This is a genomic window from Ruegeria sp. L11, assembly GCF_056531755.1.
Genome location: NZ_JBQFMI010000036.1, coordinates 1 through 4,325 on the forward strand (window position 1 = coordinate 1; position 4,325 = coordinate 4,325).

The 4,325-nt window shown below is 63.6% G+C and carries 3 protein-coding genes; all 3 read left to right on the plus strand.

Translation table 11 applies throughout. The annotated features are described in order from the left end of the window. Entirely contained in the window at positions 1 to 1,095 is a 1,095-nt protein-coding gene (gene gcvT / locus ACR0CE_RS20340) for a glycine cleavage system aminomethyltransferase GcvT (RefSeq protein WP_480833596.1), read from the plus strand. 18 nt (positions 1,096 to 1,113) lie between these two features. Further along, a complete protein-coding gene (gene gcvH / locus ACR0CE_RS20345) occupies positions 1,114 to 1,479 on the plus strand; it encodes a glycine cleavage system protein GcvH (RefSeq protein WP_209505056.1) in 366 nt (121 codons plus the stop codon). Between the two features lie 114 nt (positions 1,480 to 1,593). Further along, positions 1,594 to 4,325, plus strand: a 2,732-nt coding sequence (gcvP, locus tag ACR0CE_RS20350; protein ID WP_480833597.1) for an aminomethyl-transferring glycine dehydrogenase, incomplete at its 3' end; no start/stop codon positions are given.

A 4,325-nucleotide genomic window follows, 5' to 3' on the forward strand; every position in this document is an offset into this window, starting at 1 on the left:
ATGACCGAGATTAGACGCACGCCGCTTTTTGGGCTTCACGTTGAGTTGGGCGGCAAGATGGTTGATTTTGCCGGGTGGGAGATGCCGGTTCAGTATCCGCTGGGGATCATGGGCGAGCATAAGCAGTGCCGCGAGAAGGCGGCGTTGTTTGATGTGTCGCATATGGGTCAGGTGATATTGCGGGGCGAGAATGTGGGCGAGAAGCTGGAAGCTCTGTGTCCGCAGGCTTATGCGACGCTGAAGGAAGGCAAGGCGCGGTACGGGTTCTTCACCAATGCCGAAGGCGGGATCATGGATGACCTGATCGTGTCGAACGCGGGGGATCATTACTTTGTGGTGGTGAACGCGGCGCTGCGCCATCAGGACATTCCGCATATGCGCGCCAATCTGGACGGCGTCGAAGTGACCGAGATTTTCGACCGCGCGCTGGTCGCGGTGCAAGGCCCCAAGGCCGAGGATGTGGTGGGCGCGCTCTGCCCTGCGGTGCGCGACCTCAAGTTCATGGAAACCACGATTGCCGACATCCTGGGTGTCGAATGCCGCATCTCGCGGCTGGGCTACACGGGCGAGGACGGGTATGAGATCTCGATCCCCGAGGACAAGTCGATCGAGATCACCCGGGCGTTCCTTGCGCATGAGGATTGCGAACCGGCGGGTCTGGGCGCGCGTGACAGCCTGCGGCTTGAAGCCGGTCTGTGCCTTTATGGCAATGACATCGATCAGAGCACCTCGCCGGTCGAGGCCAGCCTTGGCTGGGCGATGCAGAAGCGCCGCAAGGAAGAAGGCGGCTTTCCGGGTGCGGAACGTGTGCAGCGCGAACTGGCCGAGGGGCCTGCGCGCAAGCTGGTGGGCATCAAGCCCGACGGCCGCGCCCCCGCGCGTCAGGGCGTGGAAGTGCAATGCCTTGAGGGCAATACCATCGGTCAGATCACCTCGGGCAGCTTTGGCCCCACGGTCGGCGGCCCGGTTGCGATGGGCTATGTGTCCGCGGGCCATGGCGAGCCGGGCGAGAAGGTCAACCTGATCATCCGGGGCAAGGCGCAACCGGCGCAGATTGTGGCGCTGCCCTTCGTCAAACAGAATTACAAGCGTTGAAGTCAGGAGAGAGACACCATGGCAACCTATTATTCCGAAGAACATGAATGGCTGGCGGTCGACGGCGACACGGCCACGCTGGGCATCACCAAACACGCGGCCGAGCAGCTGGGTGAGGTGGTCTTTGTCGAGCAGCAGGAGGTGGGCGACGAGTTCGAGAAGGATGGCGAGATCGGCGTGATCGAATCCGTCAAGGCCGCCTCCGAGCTTTACGCGCCGGTTGATGGCGAGATTACGGAAGTGAACGAGGCGCTGGCTGACAACCCCGGCGCGCTGAACGACGACCCCGAGGGCGAGGCCTGGATCTACAAGATCAAGATCGCCGATGCCGCGCAGCTGGAAGATCTGATGGACGAAGCCGGCTACAAGGCCTTTATCGGCTAAATCCGGCCCGGAGCCCCAGAGACCGGGGCTCCCTGCTTCATCTTTTTCCAAATACTCCCGCCGGAGGCTCCTGCTGTCTCCGCCGGGTCTGACCTATCCTTGAGGAGCGCTGCAATGGCCTTCAAACTGACCGATTACGAAGCCTATGACTTCGCCAATCGCCGCCACATCGGCCCGTCGCCCACCGAAATGCGCGACATGCTGCAGGTGATCGGCTTCAAGACGCTGGACCAGCTGATCGACGCTACCGTCCCGCCCGCGATCCGGCAGAAGGAACCGCTGGACTGGGGCCCGGCGATGACGGAACGCGATGCGCTCTTTCACATGAAGCAGGTGGCGGGCAAGAACAAGGTTCTGACCTCGCTGATCGGTCAGGGATATTACGGCACCACCACTCCGGCGCCGATCCTGCGCAACATCCTGGAAAACCCGGCCTGGTACACCGCCTACACACCTTATCAGCCCGAGATCAGCCAGGGCCGGCTTGAGGCGCTGCTGAACTTCCAGACCATGGTCAGCGACCTGACCGGGCTCGATGTGGCCAACGCGTCCCTGCTCGACGAAGCCACGGCTGCGGCAGAAGCCATGGCAATGGCCAAGCGCGGCGGCCGGTCCAAGGCCAATAACGCGGCCTTCTTCGTGGATCGCAACTGTCATCCGCAGACCATCGCGGTCATCAAAACCCGCGCCGAACCCTTGGGCATCGACGTGCAGGTGGGCGATCCCGATCAGCTGGATGCAGGTGCCGTCTTTGGCGCGATCTTCCAGTATCCGGGCACCCATGGCCATGTGCGCGACTTCACGACCGAGATCGCGGCGCTGCATGAACATAACGCCATCGCCGTTGTCGCCGCCGACATCCTGTCGCTGGCGCTGCTGAAATCCCCCGGCGAGATGGGCGCGGATATCGCCATCGGCTCGACCCAGCGCTTTGGCGTGCCGATGGGCTATGGCGGCCCGCACGCCGCGTATATGGCGACCACCGACAAGCTGAAGCGCTCGATGCCGGGCCGGATCATCGGGGTCAGCATCGACAGCCGCGGCAACAAGGCCTACCGCCTGTCGCTGCAAACCCGCGAGCAGCACATCCGCCGCGAAAAGGCGAACTCGAACGTCTGCACCGCGCAGGCGCTGCTGGCCGTCATTGCCTCGATGTATGCGGTCTATCACGGACCCGACGGCATCAAGGCGATCGCGCAATCGGTGCACCGCAAGACCTCGCGCCTGGCCGCCGGTCTGGAAGAGGCGGGCTTTGCGGTCGAACCCGAGGTGTTCTTCGACACCATCACGGTCGAGGTCGGCCATCTGCAGAATGTCGTTATGGAGGCCGCCGTGGCCCGTGGCGTCAACCTGCGCAAGGTCGGCGAGACCCGCGTGGGCATCAGCCTGGACGAACAGACCCGCCCCGAGACCATCGAGGCGGTCTGGGGTGCCTTCGGCATCGACCGCAAGGATGACAGCTCGAACAAGCAATACCGCCTGCCGGATTACGCGCTGCGCGAAAGCGCGTACCTGACCCACCCGATCTTCCACAAGAACCGGGCCGAGGCCGAGATCACCCGCTATATGCGCCGTCTGGCCGACCGCGACCTGGCGCTGGACCGGGCGATGATCCCGCTGGGGTCCTGCACCATGAAGCTGAACGCCACGGTCGAGATGATCCCGGTCACCTGGCCCGAGTTCGGCAACCTGCATCCTTTCGTGCCCGAAGATCAGGCGCAGGGCTACCATCAGATGATTGCGGATCTGAACGACAAGCTGTGCCAGATCACCGGGTATGACGCGATCTCCCAGCAGCCCAACTCGGGCGCGCAGGGCGAATATGCGGGCCTTCTGACCATCCGCAACTATCACTTCGCCCGCGGCGAAGGGCAGCGCAATGTCTGCCTGATCCCGACCTCGGCCCATGGCACCAACCCGGCCTCGGCGCAGATGGTGGGCTGGCAGGTTGTGCCGGTGAAATCGGATGACAAGGGCAATATCGATCTGAATGATTTCCGCGAAAAGGCGGAAAAGCATTCGGACCATCTGGCCGCCTGCATGATCACCTATCCCTCGACCCATGGCGTGTTCGAGACCACCGTGCAGGAGGTCTGCCAGATCACCCATGATCACGGCGGTCAGGTCTATATCGACGGCGCCAACATGAACGCCATGGTCGGGCTGGCACGTCCGGGTGACATTGGCGGCGATGTCAGCCACCTGAACCTGCACAAGACCTTCTGCATCCCGCATGGCGGTGGCGGCCCCGGCATGGGTCCGATCGGCGTCAAGGCGCATCTGGCCGAGCATCTGCCGGGTCACCCGGAATACGGCACCGCCGTGGGTCCGGTCTCGGCGGCACCCTTCGGCTCGCCCTCGATCCTTCCCGTCTCATGGGCCTATGTGCTGCTGATGGGCGGCGCGGGGCTGACGCAGGCCACCAAAGTGGCGATCCTGAACGCCAACTACATCGCGGCGCGCCTCAAGGACGCCTATCCGATCCTCTACACGTCGGAAACGGGCCGGGTGGCACATGAATGCATCCTCGACACAAGGCCGCTGGACGAGGCGGCGCATGTCACCGTCGACGATGTGGCCAAGCGCCTGGTCGATTCAGGCTTCCACGCCCCCACGATGAGCTGGCCGGTGGCCGGAACCCTGATGGTCGAGCCCACCGAATCCGAACCCAAGGACGAGCTCGACCGCTTCTGCGACGCCATGCTCTCGATCCGCGCGGAAGCGCAGGACATCATCGACGGCAAGATCGACGCGGAAAACAACCCGCTGAAAAACGCCCCCCACACGGTGCGTGATCTGGTCGGCGACTGGGACCGCCCCTACACCCGCGAACAGGCCTGCTTCCC

What these genes read in the sequence shown, in the direction of transcription:
- gcvT (WP_480833596.1), top strand. Translation starts at nt 1, where the DNA reads ATGACCGAGATTAGACGCACGCCGCTTTTTGGGCTTCACGTTGAGTTG.
- gcvH (WP_209505056.1), top strand. Translation starts at nt 1,114, where the DNA reads ATGGCAACCTATTATTCCGAAGAACATGAATGGCTGGCGGTCGACGGC.